Here is a 15,158-nt window from a genome sequence, read left to right on the forward strand (position 1 = left end):
CATGTCCGCGCCCACATCGCATGCCGAGCCGGCCTCTGCGGCCGGCATTGCCGACGCCGCCCAGCTTTTCGACGACAACGCGCTGACCCGCCGTTTCGCGCCGGTCTTCGCACGCATCGCGCAAGGCGCGGTGCATCGCGAACGCCATCGCGAGCTAGCCTACGAACCCGTGCAGTGGCTGCGTGAAGCCGGCTATACGAAGCTGCGCGTGCCGGAACAATATGGCGGCGAAGGCGTGTCGCTGAGCGAATTTCTCGCGCTCGTCACACGCCTTGGCGAAGCCGACTCGAACCTGCCGCAGATTTTGCGCGTGCACGGCGGCTTCATCGAATCGCTGCTGGAATACGGCGACGACGCGCTACGCGACCGCTGGCTCACCCGCGTCGCGCAAGGGCAGATAATCGGCGGCGCAGTGGCCGAGCGCACGGCCGGCACGAACAACAGTGTGCGGTTGACGCAATCCGCCGGCGCGTGGCATCTGGACGGAGAGAAGTACTACACCACGGGCACGCTATACGCGGATTGGGTGGACGTGACCGCGTACGACGGACAAAGCGACGTGCGCGTGCTGGTCGCCGCCGACACGCCGGGCCTCGAGCGTATCGACGACTGGGACGGCTTTGGCCAGCGTCTGACGGGCAGCGGCACCGCACGCTTCAATCATGTACCTGTCACGCGAGAAAACGTGTACCGGCGCTACGACGCGTCGGCGCCGCGCCGCAACAGTGTGCTCACCTCGTACTACCAGGCCCTGCACGTCGCGAATCTGGCTGGCATCAGCCGTGCCGCGCTGCGCGATGCAGTGGCCTTTACGCAGGCTAAGACGAGAACCTTCGGTATCCCAGGCGAATCGAGTCCGCGCGACAATCCACTCGTGCATCGCGTGGTCGGCCGGCTTGCGAGTCTCGCCTATTCGACGCAAAGCGTTAGTGCGTCGCTCGCGCGGGCCATCGACGAAGTATTGGTCGCGCGACAGGAAGGACGCACCACCGAAGACACCTACATTCGCCTCGACATTCAGACCTTTCAGGCGCAGCAGATCGCGATCGAGCAGACCTTGCAGGCCGCCACGCTGCTGTTCGAAGTAGGCGGCGCATCCGCGACCAGTGAAACGCGGCGCTTCGACCGCTACTGGCGCAATGCGCGAGTGCTCGCGTCGCACAACCCGGCGATCATTCGCGAGGCCGCCATCGGCGACTTCTACCTGAATGGCAACGCGCACAACGAGCGCTTCGCCGTTGCCCGGCCGACAGCCGTGGCCGCATGACCGGCAGCGCGCCAGGCCGCGCTTTCATGTGGCACAGTAGCGTCAGTGCATGCGCGCGGCGCGCGGCACGCAACTGCCCTGACGAGCCCCATGAAGAATCTGCCAGCCTATGAGCCGCCAGTCGATGAACAGCAACTGTTGCTGAAATGGATCCGGCGAGCGCGCGAATCGCAAATGAGCCACTACGACATGGCCGATCTGTTGTCCGCACGCGACCGTAAGCTGGGCTGGCTCGTTACCGTGCTGGCCGCGTTCGTGGGCACGGCGGTGTTTGCATCGCTGAACACGAACGCGGTCTCACTGGAGATCAGGATTCTGGTCGGCCTCGTGAGCGTGATCGCCGCGGTGTCGTCGGCGTTGCAAACGTATATGCGTTATGCGGAGCGCGCAGAAAAACATCGCGCCGCAGGCGCGCGTTATGGCGCGGTGCGGCGGCGGCTCGAATCGGTTTTTGCAGGCGACGCCGACGCGCGCGACGGCCACTATCTGACCGCGATTCGCGACGAACTCGACCGGCTTGCGCAAGACTCGCCCAATGTGCCGCCGCGCAACTTCTACCGTACTCAGCGAGCGTTATCCGCAGATCCGCGGCGCGGCGCCGAAACCTGAACGGCCGGCGTCAGGCGTCGAGATCGTTCGCGTCGATGCCTAGCTCGGCTGCCATGCGCCGTACCACTCCCTGGAGACGGTTGACCTGATCGGCAAGCCGTTTCTGCTCGGCCTTCACCGCTTCGAACGTGGACAGCGGCACGGTTTCGTCCTCGCCGCCGCCCGACTGCGCGAACTCGCTCAGGTTCACTTCGCCGCATAGCAGATGCATCCATCTGTTTTCGCGCTCGCCCGGCGTGCGAGGCAGTTTGACAACACGCGGCGGATCGTTCGCGGCGAGTTCGTCGAGAAACGCCTCGACCGACGAGATATCGGCAAAGCCATGCAAGCGCGCGCTGTTCAGGCGCAACTCCGCCGCCGTCTGCGGGCCGCGAAGCAACAATGTGGTCAGCAACGCCGCGGACTGGCTCGGCAGACCGAGCACGCGATTCATGTTGTGCTCGAAGCGCGGCACACGGCTGCTACTGCCTTCCATCACGAGGCTTAGCCGTTTCAGACCGTCGAGCGCCGTTAGTACTTCTGCCTCGGTCGCGTTCATGACGGGCGAGCGGCCGGTCTTCTGATTGCAGCCCAATGTCAGCGCATTGAGCGAGAGCGGATAACTGTCGGGCACCGTGTGCTGTTTTTCGACGAGCACGCCAAGCACGCGCCCCTCGAGCAGGGTCAATGCGCGGATGGCAGGACGGGACGGAGCGTCGGGAGTCGAGTTCATTTGATGTAGCGGCATGTGCCGGTGTGGTCGTGGATAACACGCCTTACCATCGCTCTGCGAGGCGGCACTTTTCTCCTGGTGGGCACTATGATAAACGGCCCGCGCCTTGACGGCGTATGGAATCGCCGCGACGGACTGCGGCGCGTAAGCGGGCGCTGGGCACGAGGCCTGCTTTCTCATCGTCTTTCTCGACACGGAGTGTTTAATGCCAATGCGTTCACAGTCGGTCCTGCGCGTGAGCGCTATCTCCCTCGCGGTGGGCGCCGTGTGCCTGCTCGGCGCCTGTGCGCTAAACCCAGGCGGCAAGAGCGGCAATGCACGTGTGCCCGAGCCCGCCAAGCCGGTCGACCTCGGGCGCTATCTGGGCCGCTGGTACGAACTGGCGCGCTACGAAAACCGCTTCGAAAAAGGCTGCGAGGCGGTGACCGCCGACTACGCCGCGCGTGAAGACGGCCTGATCGACGTAACCAACAGTTGCCGCAAGGGTGGCGTTGAAGGCCCGCTCGACGCCTCGAAGGGGCGCGCCAAGGTGGTAGCCGGATCGAACAACGCGAAGCTGAAGGTGTCGTTCTTCGGCCCGTTCTTCGTCGGCAATTACTGGGTGCTGGATCACGCCGACGACTACAGCTGGTCGATCGTCGGCGAACCGAGCGGACGCTACCTGTGGATTCTGACGCGTGAAGCGAAACCGGCCGCCAGTGTGAAAGACATGTTGATCGAGCGAGTGCGTGCGCTTGGCTACGACACGTCGATGTTGCGCATCACGCAGCATACGTAACGCGCCAGAAAACACTTGCCGGAAGAAATTTTGCCCGGTATCGTCGTGGCGTTCTGCAAAGCAGCGCGGGAGAGATCGTCTGAAGCCAGGGCGACGCCGACGGAGCAACCGCCCCGGAAACTCTCAGGCAAAAGGACCGCGCAGCAGGAACATCTGGAGAGCGGCGCCGCGCGCGCCCACCGAAGGGGATTCCCGCGCACATACAGCGCTTTCGCGCAGCGCGGGAAGAAACTCTCAGGTACATGGACAGATGGGGCATCGGCACCGGTTTCGCACGAAATCGAACCCGGTGATGCTCAACTACTCTGGACCATGTCATGTCACGAATCGCCATTATCGGCGCCGGCATTACCGGCGTCACGACCGCGCACGCCCTCGCCCAATGCGGCCACCACGTCACCGTGTTCGAACGTCACCGCTATGCAGCGATGGAAACCTCGTTCGCCAACGGAGGCCAGCTGTCCGCCAGCAATGCAGAAGTTTGGAACAGCATGGCCACTGTTCTGAAAGGCCTGCGCTGGATGTTCACGCGCGACGCCCCGCTGCTGCTCAATCCCGTGCCCACGTGGCACAAGTATTCGTGGATGGGCGAATTCCTGCGGCAGATTCCTCACTACCGCGCTAACACCGTCGAAACGGTGCGGCTTGCCATCGCCGCGCGCGAGCATCTGTTTTCGATCGCCGAACAGGAAGGCATCGACTTCGATCTCGAACGGCGCGGCATTCTGCACATCTACAAGACGCGCAAGGAGTTCGATGCGGCGGCCAAGGTGAATGACCTTCTGCGCGAAGGCGGACTCGAACGCAGCGCGGTGACGGCGAGCGAAGTGCAGCGCATCGAGCCCACGCTGCACGGCGATTTTTACGGCGGCTTTTTCACGCCGTCCGATTCGACTGGCGACATCCACAAGTTCACGCGCGGTCTCGCCGATGCATGCGTTCGCCACGGCGTGCAGTTTCATTACGATGCGGAAATCATGTCGATCGAGCAACCCGCCGAAGGTCGCTTCTCGCTCACAGCCCACCTCGAAGGCGAGACACAGCGCTTCGGATTCGAGCGGATCGTCGTGTGCGCGGGCGTGAAAAGCCGTGACTTTGCTGCGATGCTCGGCGATCACGTGAACGTGTATCCGGTCAAAGGCTATTCGATCACCGTGTGTCTCGACGATGCAACGAGCAGGCAGCGTGCGCCGTGGGTCAGCCTGCTCGACGACAGCGCGAAGATCGTGACGAGCCGGCTCGGCGCCGACCGTTTTCGCGTCGCGGGCACGGCGGAGATCAACGGCTTCAATCGCGATATCCGCTCCGCCCGGATTGCTCCGCTAGTAGACTGGACGCGGCGGCATTTCCCCGAGGTATCGACCGCGCGTGTCATTCCGTGGGCTGGATTGCGGCCGATGCTGCCGAGCATGTTGCCCAAGGTCGGACGCGGAAAACGGCGCGGCGTGTTCTACAACACGGGGCACGGCCACCTCGGCTGGACGCTGTCGGCCGCAACGGCACAGGCGGTGGCGCGCGCGATTGAGTAGCGTGCCGCCACGAAGACGCGGCATCTGCTAGTGTTGTGCAATCCGCGTCTTGACCTTGAAAACCATGGCTCATTCGGGCTTTCCCAATCCGGACAGCGCCGTCCCCGACGGCGCGGACGGCGCGCGTCTGAGCGACGAGCAGATTGGCGCAGAGGCGACGCGGCGGCTCGCATGGGACGCCGCGGTTCCTGAACGTACGATCACGGTGGAAGTCAGCAACGGGCGCATCGTGCTCAACGGCGAACTCGAACACGACGCCCAGCGAATCGCGGCGCTCGAAGACGTGACGCGCCTGTTCGGCGTCGCAGGCGTATGCGATCGACTGGTCGTGAAGCATTCGTGAGCAGATCAAGATCCAACCCGCTCAACCTCGATCTGCACGCAGCAACGCGCGGCAATGCCTCGCAATCTGCTTCTCTTCTTCGGTATGAAGCACCCTCACCTTGCCCGAGGCGTCGCCTTCATGAAGGCCAAGAAACGACAGCCCTTCGCAGATCCGTTTGCGCATCTGCACGCTGTGTTCGCCGATGCCGCCGGTGAACACCAGCAGATCGATGCCGCCCAGCAAAGCCGCATATCCGCCAATGGTTTTGCGCACCGCGGTCGCGAACGCGTCGAGCGCCAGTGACGCATGCGGGTCGCCCGCCGCCGCGCGTTGTTCGAGCGCCTGCATGTCGCTCTCGCCATCGGCGTAACCGGCCAGGCCGCTGTGCCGGTTCAACAGCGTTTCCAGCCCCTTTGCGTCCAGTTTCTCGACTCGCATCAGATATAACAGCACGCCCGGGTCGAGGTCGCCGCAACGCGTTCCCATTGGCACGCCGCCGGTCGGCGTCATGCCCATCGACGTATCGACCGAGCGGCCGTCGCGCAATGCGCACACGCTCGAACCGTTCCCGAGATGCGCACACACCACCCGCGCCGGCAACGTGGCGCCAAGCTGGGCGACGAGCGATTCATACGACAGCCCGTGAAATCCGTAGCGAATCACGCCGGCTTGCGCATAGCGCCGCGGTAACGCGAGTTGCGCGGCACGCGGAGGCAGCGTCGCATGAAAAGCGGTGTCGAAGCAGGCGAAGTGCTGCGCGCCGCCGAAAATCTTCTGCGCTTCATCGATCAGATCGAGCGCGGGCGGAATATGCAGCGGCGCGAAATGCACTGCATCCTGCAAGCGGCGGCGGACCTCCGGCGTCAGCCGCTGATGCGAGCGTAAGTGCGGGCCGCCGTGCACCACACGGTGACCCACCGCCGTGGGCTGCTCATGACGTTGCTGGGCGAGCACGGTGGAGAGCTTTTGCAATGCGTCGGTTTGCGACTCCAGCACATGCTCCTCCTGGACGAGCACGCGCCCGTCGGGAGCCGCGATCCGCAAGCGGCCGTCGCGGCGGCCGATGCCTTGTGCGCTGCCTTCGAGCAGCAGCGATTCGTCGCCGCCGGAATGTTCGAACAACCCGAACTTCAGCGACGACGATCCGCTGTTCAGCACGAGAATGGTATGCGGCGAAGCGCCGTCCTGAGTGGTCATAACGGGCCTCGCTCAGCTTTTCCAGGTCCAGTTGCGGATCTCTTCCTTGTCGATGCCCTCGGCATGCGCGTAATTCAGATGCTCGATAATCTGGCCGCGCAGCCATTCCTTCGCATGGTCGCCGACACCGCGCAGCTTCGGCACACGGTCGATCACGTCGATAGCCAGCGAAAAACGGTCCACCTGATTGATGATCGCGAGTTCGAGCGGCGTGTTGATGTTGCCCTTCTCGTGATAACCGTGCACATGCAGGTTCTCGTGGTTCGTCCGGTTGTAGGTCAGCTTGTGAACCAGCGACGCGTACGAATGGAAATTGAAGATCACCGGCTTGCTCGTCGTGAACAGCGAATCGAAGTCGCGGTTCGTCAGCCCATGCGGATGCGCATGCTCGGGCATCAGCCGGAACAGATCGACCACGTTGACGAAACGGATTCTCAGATCGGGGAAACGCTCCTTGAGAATCTCCACGGCGGCGAGCGCTTCCATCGTTGCGATGTCGCCCGCGCAGCCGATCACCACATCCGGCTCGGCACCCTGATCGGTCGACGCCCAGTCCCAGATGCCGATGCCCTTCGTGCAATGCGTAACGGCTGCATCCATGTCGAGATACTGGAGGTGCGGCTGCTTGTCGGCGACGATCACGTTCACGTAGTCGCGCGAACGCAGGCAGTGATCGGCCACGCTCAGCAGGCAGTTCGCGTCGGGCGGCAGGTAGATTCGCACCACGTCCGGGCTCTTGTTCGTCACCACGTCGAGAAAACCGGGGTCCTGATGCGTAAAACCGTTGTGATCCTGGCGCCATACGAGCGACGTGATCAGCAGGTTGATCGACGGCACCGGCTGACGCCAGGCCAACTCGCGCTTCGCTTTTTCCAGCCACTTCGCGTGCTGGTTGAACATCGAATCGATCACGTGCACGAAGGCTTCATAAGTGGCGAAGAGCCCATGCCGCCCTGTCAGCACGTAACCTTCGAACCAGCCTTCCAGCGTGTGTTCGCTGAGCATTTCCATCACGCGGCCGTCCGCCGACAGCGCGCCGCCGTCCGCGTCGCCGGGGTCGCCCGCCGCGAGCCACGTCTTGCCCGATGCTTCGTAGATGGCAGTCAGCTTGTTGCTTGCGGTTTCATCCGGCCCGAACACGCGGAAGTTCGTCATGTTGTTGCGCATGACATCGCGCAGAAACTCGCCCAGCACCTGAGTCGGCGACGTGTATGCGGACGCGGGCTTTTTCACGGCGACCGCATAGTCGCGAAACGCGGGCATATCGAGCGTCTTGCATAGCGCGCCGCCGTTCGCATGCGGATTGGCGCTGATGCGGCGCGCGCCCTTCGGCGCGAGTTCGCGCAATTCTTCAACGAGGCGGCCGGAAGCGTCGAACAGCGCTTCAGGCTGGTAACTGCGCAGCCAGGCTTCTACCAGTTTGAGGCTCTTGCTGTTCGTCACGGGATCGGCAATCGGCACCTGATGCGCGCGCCATGAGCCTTCCACCTTGTGGCCATCGACTTCCTTCGGACCCGTCCAGCCTTTCGGCGAGCGCAGCACGATCATCGGCCAGCGCGGCCGCGTCGGGTCGTTGTTATCGCGTGCATGCTGCTGGATCGCGCGGATTTCGCCGACGCACTGTTCGAGCGTGGCTGCCATCTGCTGATGCATGACCTCGGGATTGTCGCCTTCGACGAAATACGGCTTGTGTCCGTATCCGGTAAGCAGCGCTTCGAGTTCTTCGCGTGGAATCCGCGCGAGCACGGTCGGGTTCGCAATCTTGTAGCCATTCAGATGCAGAACCGGCAGCACAGCGCCGTCGCGGATCGGATTGAGGAACTTGTTCGAATGCCACGACGTGGCGAGCGGACCGGTTTCGGCCTCGCCGTCGCCGACCATTACCGCGACGATCAGGTTCGGGTTGTCGAATGCGGCGCCGTAACCGTGCGACAGGCTGTAGCCCAGTTCGCCGCCTTCATGGATAGACCCGGGCGTTTCGGGCGTGCAATGCGAGCCGATGCCGCCGGGAAACGAAAACTGACGAAAAAAGCGCCGCATTCCGGCTTCGTCTTCACTGCGGTCCGGATAGATCTCCGAATAGTGTCCTTCCAGATAACAATTGGCGAGCGTGGCAGGCGCGCCATGGCCTGGACCCGAGATGAAGATCACATTCAGGTCGAGCTTCTTGATCAACCGGTTCAGATGCACGAGCAGAAAGCTCTGCCCAGGGTCTGAGCCCCAGTGTCCGAGCAAACGATTCTTGATGTGCTCGGGCTTCAGCGGCTCGCGCAGCAACGGGTTGTCGCGCAAATAGATCATGCCGGCGGACAGATAGTTGCACGCGCGCCAGTAGCGATCCATGTTGCGCAACGTATCGGGGTCTAGCGTTTGCGGCGGGGTGGGACGGGAGGTTGTCTCAGCCATGGCGTCACTCCTCGTAAGGACTGTCAGGCAGGTTGACGGAGGTTGCGAAGCTTCGCGGATGAGCGTCATGCGTTTGACATGACAGCCGCGTGGTGCGTAGAGCGCTAATGGAGGATAGTTTGCCGTTGCGCGCCGGTCGCCAGCGGTGTGACCGGATGCACGCATCATCGTTCGGGACTCTTTGCGAAAGCTTGATGCTGGTCAAGACTCGCCGTCGCCGCGCATCGCGCTGCAAGTCTTACGCCAGCCTTGCTGCAGGTATTGCGCGAAACGCTTAAGCTGTGGACCGCGACGACCACATCTCGTTGTTCCCGTCACACTGCAGTGTCGTCTGTTCGCTTATTCGTTCTTAACCATACACATTGATCATGCCGACACCCAACCGTTTTAAAGCGCCGCTCGTTCTTCTTGTGACGCTTGTGCTGCTGTGCGCGGGCGTGGCCGTTCTGGTTGGCGTGTTCGGCTTGCTGGTCAAACTTTTCGGCGCCGTTTAGCAACGCGCCGTGCCTGCACAATCTGTGTATGCTGCCGATGTTCATGCGCCGAGGCGCGCGGCATTTTTGCAAGGAGATTTCATTGACTAACCCAGCCGACCCGTCCCCTCCTTCCCCGCAACCCATCGACCCGCAGTTGCTCGAAGTCGCGCAGCAGGTGTTTGATCTTGCCCGTGCCGGCGACGCCGCGATGCTCGCAGCGGTGATCGAAAAAGGCGTGCCGCCGAATCTGCGCAATGACAAAGGCGACAGTCTGTTGATGCTCGCGAGCTATCACGGACATGTCGATGCCGTGCGCACGCTGCTCGAACGCGGCGCAGATCCCGACCTGCGCAACAATAACGGGCAGACCCCTCTCGCAGGCGCAGCTTTCAAGGGCTTCGACGCTGTGGTCGAAACCTTGCTCTCGCACGGCGCCGACGTCGAAGGTGCATCGCCCGACGGACGCACTGCACTGATGGTGGCCGCGATGTTCAACCGCACGGCGATCATGGACATGCTGATCGCGCACGGAGCAAACCCCAATGCACGCGACGCCAGCGGAACGAGCGCACTCGATGCGGCCGGCAGAATGGGCGCCGCGGATGCGCAAGCGAGGTTGAAAGCGCAAGACTCGTGATGCTCGATTAACCGCGCTTCACGATATCCGCGGTGCGCCGCGCGCGATCGCTGACCAGATAACGGACAGCGCATTCGCGACGCTTAGGTCTTCCCGGCCAGCAGCGTTTCCACATCGAGTTGCGCGAGATCGCCGATCCGCTCGATAGTCACATCCGCGGGCGGGTTGCTCGATATCTCCTTGGGGTCAAAAGCGTAATGCCCCTGGCGCGGGAACACCGTGGTCAATCTGCTGCCCCAGACTTTCTTCATTGCCGTGAGAATGCGCAACTTGTCGTCGACCATTACGTAGTGGCGCGCCGGGTAGCACTCCATCACCTGATCGAGCATCAGCTCTTTGTGGATGTAGATCAGCACGCGGCCCTCCACCTCTTCCCACAAGCCGGAACGCGCGACCTTGCGCGGCTGGAACACAACGTCGCCATCCGACAGAATCACCGTGGGCCCGCGTTTGGCGACGTGCTGCAAGGCATCCAGCGCGCCTGGATAGAGCCGGTTGGCGAACGGATAGTCGATCAGGAACGACGACATCAGCAAGAGTCGTGTGTCTCTTGGATGCTCGGTGCGGTAACGCTGCAACGCGCCAAGATAGTCCGCGTAGCCGAGCTCGCCGCGCAATTGCTCGAAAATCTCCCAATAGCGGCTACTGTTCTCAGTGCCGAACTCGCGCATCATGTGGGCGCGCAAATCCGATAGCACGTGGTCGTTGTCGAGCAACGTGTTGTCGCAGTCGAACAGGAACACGACGTCGTGCGGCGCGCTTTCAGTGGGTTGTGTGGCTTGCATGTGCGGCTCCATGAGATCGGCTGTGCTGTGAGCCGGAGGGTCGGGACGATCAGCCCTGCTGGCTGCCCGACGGCGCAGGCGGTTTTTCGGCGTGACCGCCGAAGTCGTGGCGCATGGCCGACAACACGCGGTTTGCAAAGTCCGCTTCGCCGCGCGAACTGAAACGCCCGAAGAGCGCCGCGCTCAGCACCGGCGCAGGCACGCCCTCGTCGACGGCCGCCGCCATCGTCCAGCGTCCTTCGCCCGAATCGGATACGCGTCCTGCGTAGTTCTTCAGATCGGCGTCGCCAACCAGCGAACCGGCGATCAGGTCGAGCAGCCACGAGCCGATCACGCTGCCGCGCCGCCACACTTCGGCAATATCGGCCAGGTTCAGATCGTACTGATAAAGCTCCGGACGCCGTAGCGGCGAAGTCTCGGCATCTGCGTCGCGAGCGTGCTTACCGGCGTCGGCATGACGCAGAATATTGAGGCCCTCGGCATAGGCGGCCATCAAGCCGTATTCAATGCCGTTATGAACCATCTTGACGAAGTGCCCCGCGCCTATCGGGCCGCAATGCAGAAAGCCCTGCTCGGCCGTGCTGCTGCCCTCGGTGCGTCCCGGTGTGGCAGGCGCGGCCCCTGCGCCTGGCGCAAGCATCGAGAAAATCGGCTGGAGCCGTTGAACGACCTCCGCTTCGCCGCCGATCATCAGGCAGTAGCCGCGCTCGCGTCCGGCGACGCCGCCACTGGTGCCGACGTCCACATAGTGCAGTTTGCGCTCGGCCAGCTGGGCGCCCCGGCGGATGTCGTCGTGGTAATAGGAATTGCCGCCGTCGATCACGATGTCGCCCGGTTCCAGCAACGGCAGGAGCTTGTCGAGCGTGCCGTCGACCACGGCGGCGGGCACCATCAGCCAGACCGCACGCGGCTTCTCGAGTTTCGCCACGAGATCTTCGAGCGACGATGCGCCCATTACGCCTTCCTGCCCGAGCCGCTCGACGGCAGCGGGCTGTACGTCGTAGGCGATGCATTGTTGACCGCCCTTGCTCAGCCGCCGCACCATGTCGGCGCCCATACGTCCCAATCCAATCATGCCTAGCTGCATTTCACCGCTCCCGAAAGTGCTTCGTGACGCTGCCTGGTTCAGTTAGATGATCATGATGCGATTGCTGCAAGTTCCGGCGATTCCGCATTGACTGATCCGGTTGCGGTAACGACAGCAACCGCTGTCCATCGCAAGAACGATACGCCTCATTGCAGAGGTTTTGTGCGGCGTAAAGTTCCTCGCGTTCAGCTCGATGCAAGCTTCGGCTGCGCGTGCGATGCGTGGCACCGCAGATCAACGCTCACGGCCGCCGCGCAGCGAGCGCGCAGATTGAAGCTTGCCGTATTGCGTACGAGCGAAACGCCGCACCGCTCGCCACATCAGCGGATAGCGATAACCGGGTACGGCAAACAGCACGAGCGCGCACAACGCCAGCAAGCCGCAGAAAAGGAAGGTTCCTCGATAGCTGAAAGCCTGCACCAGCAAACCGGACAACACGCCCGACAGAATCGAGCCTACCCGCGCCGCGTTGAAGAAAAGCGCCGTGGCACGTCCCGGCGAATGCGGCATCAGATCCTGCACGTACGTCATGCCGAGGCAAGAAGTCACGGCCACCACGAACGCGTTGAGAATCTGCATCGGTATCAGCACATGCACGTTTCCAGCGAGCGACATCGCGACGAAATACAGAGCGTGAACCGCCGCGCATGCCGCCAGCCAGTTCGGCTTGTGCAAGCGGGAAGACTTCGCGCCGAGCGCGAGCATCATCGGAATTTCGGTCAATGCGCCGAGGCCGAGCATCACCGACACGTCCAGATGCGTGCCGCTCAGACCATGCACGATGTAAAGCGGCAACACGATCATCGTGGCGTTTGCGGCGAGCCCCAGCAACGTCAGCGCCGCGACCGCGCGGCCAATATCGTTCGCCGATGCTACGCCCGGCAAGTCCTCGTGCGCGTCTTCGCCCGGCTCGGTCAGCGGCGGTACCGTGATCGACGAAGACGGCTCCGAGGCCGTGTCCTGCACCGTGTGATCGCCGAGATGGCCCTGCGGCTCGCGCATGCGCCAGACAATGGCGGCGCACGCGGCGAAGCTGGCTGCGGCGAACAGGAAGAGCCCGTAGAAACTCGTTGCCGCCAGCACCAGCGCGCCCACCGACGGCCCGAACACCCACGCCGCCGAGAGAATCGTGCGTAGCGTCGCGCTGGCAAACACGCGCTCGGCCGCGTCAGGCACGGGCAGCGCGGCGCGGCTGAACGAGAACACCATTGAAATGGCCGAACCGCCCGCGCCTATGAAGACAATGCCGACGACGAGCAACAGCCGGTAGTCGCGCACCACGCATAAACACAGGTAACCGAGGGCGGCGAGCACCAACGCCGCCAGCAGCAAAGGCCGATGCCGGCCGCTCGCGTCGCTCCAGCGGCCGGCGAAGGTACTCGCCAGCACGCCGCTTGCCGCGATTAGCGTCATGAACACGCCAAGGCGGAACGGCGTCATACCGGCGCGCTCGACACCGAATAGCGACAAATACGGAGCGGTGAACGACATGGCCACGCCCAGCATCAGCGTGGCGGCGGCGAGCGGCTTGAAGCCGGGAATGTGCAGCAGGCCAAAAAAACGTGAGGTTTTCAACACGGGCGGCTGTGGGCTCAGAGCAAGCAAGCCTGCAAGGCGCGGCGCGCGCGACAGGCTTCGTGGCGGGAATGACGGGGCATTATCGGCCGCGCGTGAGGGCGCGTAAAGGCGCGGGGATGTATCCCAAATTTGTGACAGCGACCGTTATGCCGGATAGCGAGCTTACCGGGCCGCCCGCGCAAGTTACTTGCCGTCGTTCGCGCGCATCTGCTGCGCGAGCGCCTTGTAGTCGTAGGTCGGATAGAACTCGGTGCGGTAGCCGCCCCACGCCGTCGTCTCAATCGCGCGATTGACCTCGCGCAAGCGGCTCGCGGGCACACGCAGGGTAACCACCTGACCGATGCCCATCATCACGTACCACGACACCACTTCTATGCCGGGCGGCGGGAAAGTCTTGAAGAAACCCTGTGCGCGCAATTGCTCGTTGATCTTGGGCAGCGGCCTGGATTCGTCGTGGCGCAAAAAGATCGTCAGCAGAAAAGTGTCGTCGGGTGCGTTGGCGGCGCGCGCGGCGGAGGCTGCAGCCGGTGTCTCCTGCGACGCGGCCGAAGGCGCAGACGTTACATCCGCGCCGTAGCCTGGCAGCGCGGCCGCGAGCGAGCATGCGAGCATCGCGCACTTCACGCCGCGGCGTAACTTTGCAGGGAGTCCGACGGACCGCTTGACGATCAATGCTGATGGCATGACATGCCTCCATGACGGTTGAACCTGCGCGTCCACGCGTTGGCGGCCGCTCACCGGCCCCATGCGTGGTAGTCGAGGCCAGACGGTAGCAATATCTACTCCCGCAGGACCCCCTCACCCGGTTCGGAGCATGACATAGCCAGCTTTTGGGGCGCCCGCCCAGCTTGCGCGGTTGTGCCAATGCCCGCCCCGCCGACTCCCGAACCAATAGCTGGTACTCTTATCAAAATCAGAGTGCGGCGCGTGTCCGCGGCAGCGGAGGCGCCTTTCCAACCCTGTAGCGCATATTTGAACCCGCAGCGGAGCATGCATGGCAATCCGGACGCCTTATTCCACCAAAGCCCCATCAAGAGCCGAACTCGACGCGCTGCCAGGCGCCACCGTCATCGAATTCGGCACGGACTGGTGTGGCTACTGCCAGGGTGCGCAGCCGTCCATTGCAAAGGCGTTCGAAGCGCATGCCGGCGTCAGGCACCTGAAGATCGAGGACGGTCCCGGCCGCCCGTTAGGCCGCTCGTTCAAGGTCAAGCTATGGCCCACGCTGATTTTCATGCGCGACGGCACTGAAGTAGCGCGCGTCGTTCGCCCGGGGAGTGTGGAACAGATCGCCGACGCGTTCGCGTCGCTCTGAACCGGAGTCGAGCGCTTTCATCATGCGACAGGCCATCCACCATCTGAGCGTCAAGGCGCCCACTCGCGGACTCGTCGAATTCACCGATGAAGCCCGCCGCTTCGTCGCGGCGCAGGACATCGACACCGGACTGCTGACGCTGTTTTGCCGTCATACGTCGGCATCATTGCTGATCCAGGAGAATGCCGACCCGTCGGTGCAGCGGGATCTCGAGCGCTACTTCGCGAACCTCGCGCCCGAAGACAAGCAACGCTACGAGCACGACGCCGAGGGCCCCGACGACATGCCTGCGCATTTGCGCACCGCATTGACACAGGTTCAATTGAGCATACCGGTCGAGCATGGGCAGATGGTGCTCGGCACGTGGCAAGGGCTGTATCTGTTCGAGCATCGGCGTCACACGCAGCATCGCGACATCGTGCTGCATCTGATAGGCGAATAACGCAGGTCATGCAGC

16 protein-coding genes and 1 riboswitch are annotated in these 15,158 nt (G+C 63.1%); of the genes, 9 read left to right on the forward strand and 7 right to left on the reverse strand.

Annotated features, from left to right (window positions below):
- The first annotated feature begins 1 nt into the window (after position 1).
- Together J2W46_RS00775 and J2W46_RS00780 are read left to right on the forward strand one after the other, a co-directional pair.
- Positions 2-1,267: an acyl-CoA dehydrogenase family protein gene (locus J2W46_RS00775; RefSeq protein ID WP_310350510.1), complete on the forward strand. Its 1,266-nt coding sequence runs from the start codon at positions 2-4 to the stop codon at positions 1,265-1,267.
- A 90-nt stretch (positions 1,268-1,357) separates the two neighbouring features.
- Complete coding sequence (locus J2W46_RS00780) at positions 1,358-1,876, forward strand: SLATT domain-containing protein (protein WP_020067821.1); 519 nt, start codon at positions 1,358-1,360, stop codon at positions 1,874-1,876.
- A gap of 10 nt (positions 1,877-1,886) precedes the next feature.
- On the opposite strand, the gene J2W46_RS00785 is transcribed toward J2W46_RS00780, so the two are convergent.
- On the reverse strand, positions 1,887-2,588 hold the full coding sequence (locus tag J2W46_RS00785) for a YceH family protein (RefSeq protein WP_027804597.1): 702 nt from the start codon (positions 2,586-2,588) through the stop codon (positions 1,887-1,889).
- Positions 2,589-2,793: 205 nt separating this feature from the next.
- Here J2W46_RS00785 and J2W46_RS00790 point away from each other — a divergent pair, with 205 nt between their 5' ends.
- From J2W46_RS00790 to J2W46_RS00800, 3 genes are all read left to right on the forward strand, one after another.
- Positions 2,794-3,366, forward strand: coding sequence for a lipocalin family protein (locus J2W46_RS00790; RefSeq protein ID WP_310350513.1), 573 nt, complete (start codon positions 2,794-2,796; stop codon positions 3,364-3,366).
- Positions 3,367-3,422: 56 nt separating this feature from the next.
- A riboswitch (glycine riboswitch) is annotated at positions 3,423-3,515 on the forward strand.
- Positions 3,516-3,683: 168 nt separating this feature from the next.
- Complete coding sequence (locus tag J2W46_RS00795) at positions 3,684-4,895, forward strand: D-amino acid dehydrogenase (RefSeq protein WP_131315664.1); 1,212 nt, start codon at positions 3,684-3,686, stop codon at positions 4,893-4,895.
- Between the two features lie 64 nt (positions 4,896-4,959).
- Complete coding sequence (locus J2W46_RS00800) at positions 4,960-5,238, forward strand: BON domain-containing protein (protein ID WP_310067197.1); 279 nt, start codon at positions 4,960-4,962, stop codon at positions 5,236-5,238.
- Between the two features lie 21 nt (positions 5,239-5,259).
- Here J2W46_RS00800 and J2W46_RS00805 read toward each other — a convergent pair whose 3' ends face one another.
- Positions 5,260-6,417, reverse strand: a complete 1,158-nt coding sequence (locus J2W46_RS00805; RefSeq protein WP_310350515.1) for an acetate/propionate family kinase — start codon at positions 6,415-6,417, stop codon at positions 5,260-5,262.
- Between the two features lie 12 nt (positions 6,418-6,429).
- Complete coding sequence (locus tag J2W46_RS00810; RefSeq protein ID WP_310350516.1) at positions 6,430-8,823, reverse strand: phosphoketolase family protein; 2,394 nt, start codon at positions 8,821-8,823, stop codon at positions 6,430-6,432.
- A 368-nt stretch (positions 8,824-9,191) separates the two neighbouring features.
- On the opposite strand from J2W46_RS00810, the gene J2W46_RS00815 reads away from it, so the two are divergent.
- Both J2W46_RS00815 and J2W46_RS00820 read left to right on the forward strand, forming a co-directional pair.
- Positions 9,192-9,317: a hypothetical protein gene (locus tag J2W46_RS00815; protein WP_020067828.1), complete on the forward strand. Its 126-nt coding sequence runs from the start codon at positions 9,192-9,194 to the stop codon at positions 9,315-9,317.
- Positions 9,318-9,399: 82 nt separating this feature from the next.
- Positions 9,400-9,936, forward strand: a complete 537-nt coding sequence (locus J2W46_RS00820; RefSeq protein WP_087754922.1) for an ankyrin repeat domain-containing protein — start codon at positions 9,400-9,402, stop codon at positions 9,934-9,936.
- An 83-nt stretch (positions 9,937-10,019) separates the two neighbouring features.
- Here the strand turns inward: J2W46_RS00820 and J2W46_RS00825 are convergent, their stop codons facing one another.
- The 4 genes from J2W46_RS00825 to J2W46_RS00840 all read right to left on the reverse strand — a co-directional run bounded on the left by J2W46_RS00825 (position 10,020) and on the right by J2W46_RS00840 (position 14,070).
- Positions 10,020-10,721 carry an HAD family hydrolase gene (locus J2W46_RS00825; RefSeq protein ID WP_131315671.1) on the reverse strand — a complete coding sequence of 234 codons (702 nt, stop codon included), beginning with the start codon at positions 10,719-10,721 and terminating at the stop codon, positions 10,020-10,022.
- A gap of 49 nt (positions 10,722-10,770) precedes the next feature.
- A complete protein-coding gene (gene gnd / locus J2W46_RS00830) occupies positions 10,771-11,808 on the reverse strand; it encodes a phosphogluconate dehydrogenase (NAD(+)-dependent, decarboxylating) (protein ID WP_310350518.1) in 1,038 nt (345 codons plus the stop codon).
- Positions 11,809-12,042: 234 nt separating this feature from the next.
- The gene (locus J2W46_RS00835; RefSeq protein WP_087754811.1) at positions 12,043-13,386 is read right to left on the reverse strand and encodes a sugar efflux transporter; all 1,344 of its coding nucleotides are present in this window, start codon (positions 13,384-13,386) and stop codon (positions 12,043-12,045) included.
- A 183-nt stretch (positions 13,387-13,569) separates the two neighbouring features.
- Positions 13,570-14,070 (reverse strand): hypothetical protein, encoded by a 501-nt coding sequence (locus tag J2W46_RS00840; RefSeq protein ID WP_310350520.1) that lies wholly within the window; start codon positions 14,068-14,070, stop codon positions 13,570-13,572.
- A 310-nt stretch (positions 14,071-14,380) separates the two neighbouring features.
- Here J2W46_RS00840 and J2W46_RS00845 point away from each other — a divergent pair, with 310 nt between their 5' ends.
- A complete protein-coding gene (locus J2W46_RS00845; protein ID WP_310350522.1) occupies positions 14,381-14,701 on the forward strand; it encodes a thioredoxin family protein in 321 nt (106 codons plus the stop codon).
- A gap of 22 nt (positions 14,702-14,723) precedes the next feature.
- A complete protein-coding gene (locus J2W46_RS00850; RefSeq protein WP_131315677.1) occupies positions 14,724-15,143 on the forward strand; it encodes a secondary thiamine-phosphate synthase enzyme YjbQ in 420 nt (139 codons plus the stop codon).
- The last annotated feature ends 15 nt before the right edge of the window (positions 15,144-15,158 follow it).

Origin of the sequence: Paraburkholderia strydomiana, from assembly GCF_031456815.1 — a bacterium.
Taxonomy (GTDB): Bacteria; Pseudomonadota; Gammaproteobacteria; order Burkholderiales; family Burkholderiaceae; genus Paraburkholderia; species Paraburkholderia caledonica.